This is a genomic window from Arthrobacter sp. UYCu512 (assembly GCF_040547075.1).
In the GTDB taxonomy this organism is placed as follows: Bacteria; Actinomycetota; Actinomycetes; order Actinomycetales; family Micrococcaceae; genus Arthrobacter.
In genome coordinates, this window is sequence record NZ_JBEPPA010000055.1 from 1 (window position 1) to 1094 (window position 1094).

Here is a 1094-nt window from a genome sequence, read left to right on the forward strand (position 1 = left end):
GGTGGGGTTTAGATGCCGCCGCGGCGCAGGAGGGTGCCGTGGGGGGTGTGGTTGTTGATGGGGTGGCCGCGGAGGTAGGTTTTGCGGACGACGCCGGAGAGTGCTTTGCCGTCGTAGGGGGTGATGGGGTTTTTGTGCTGGAGTTTGGTGACGTCCACGACGTAGGCCTCGTTGGGGGCGAAGATCGCGAAGTCCGCGTCGTAGCCGAGGGCGATGTGGCCTTTGGTGGTGAGGCGGGCGAGTTCGGCGGGTTTGGCGGCCATCCAGGAGATCACTTGTTCCAGGGCGATGCCGCGGTGGCGGGCTTCGGTCCAGATCAGGGACAGTCCGAGCTGCAGGGAGGAGACCCCGCCCCAGGCGACGGCGAAGTCGCCGTTTTCGAGGTCTTTCAGGTCCAGGGTCGAGGGTGAGTGGTCTGAGACGATGCAGTCGATGGTGCCTTCCTGGAGGCCTTTCCAGAGCAGTTCCCGGTTCGCGGCTTCCCGGATCGGCGGGCAGCATTTGTATGCGGTGGCGCCGTCGGGGATTTCCTCGGCCATCAGTGTCAAATAGTGCGGGCAGGTCTCCACGGTCAGGTGCACGCCGTCGCGTTTGGCCGAGGCGATCATCGGCAGCGCGTCGGAGGAGGACAGGTGCAGGATGTGGGCCCTGGCTCCGGTCCAGCGGGCGCGTTCGATGACTTCGGCGATGGCTTTGTTCTCGGCCCCGCGCGGGCGGGAGGAGAGGAAGTTCGCGTAGTGGTCCCCGCCCGGGTGCGGTGCGCGGTCGATCGCGTGGGAGTCTTCGGCGTGGACGATCATGAGTGAGTCGAAGGATTTCAGCTCGGCCATGTCTGTTTCCATTTCATCGGCCTCCAGGTGCGGGAATTCATCGACCCCGGAGTGGAGCAGGAAACACTTGAACCCGAAGACGCCCTCGTCGTGGAGGCCCCGGAGGTCTTTCAGGTTCCCCGGGACCGCCCCGCCCCAGAACCCGACGTCGACAAACGCCTGGTCCGCGGCGACTTCACGTTTGAGTTTCAACCCTTCGACGGTGGTGGTCGGCGGAATGGAGTTCAGCGGCATGTCGATGATCGTCGTGACGCCCCCGGCCGC

The 1094-nt window shown here is 65.3% G+C and carries 1 protein-coding gene; it reads right to left on the minus strand.

What is annotated here, in order from left to right; all coding sequences use genetic code 11:
- Window positions 1-8: 8 nt before the first annotated feature.
- A partial coding sequence (allB, locus tag ABIB49_RS19260; protein ID WP_354157658.1) for an allantoinase AllB occupies window positions 9-1094 on the minus strand: 1086 nt, incomplete at its 5' end.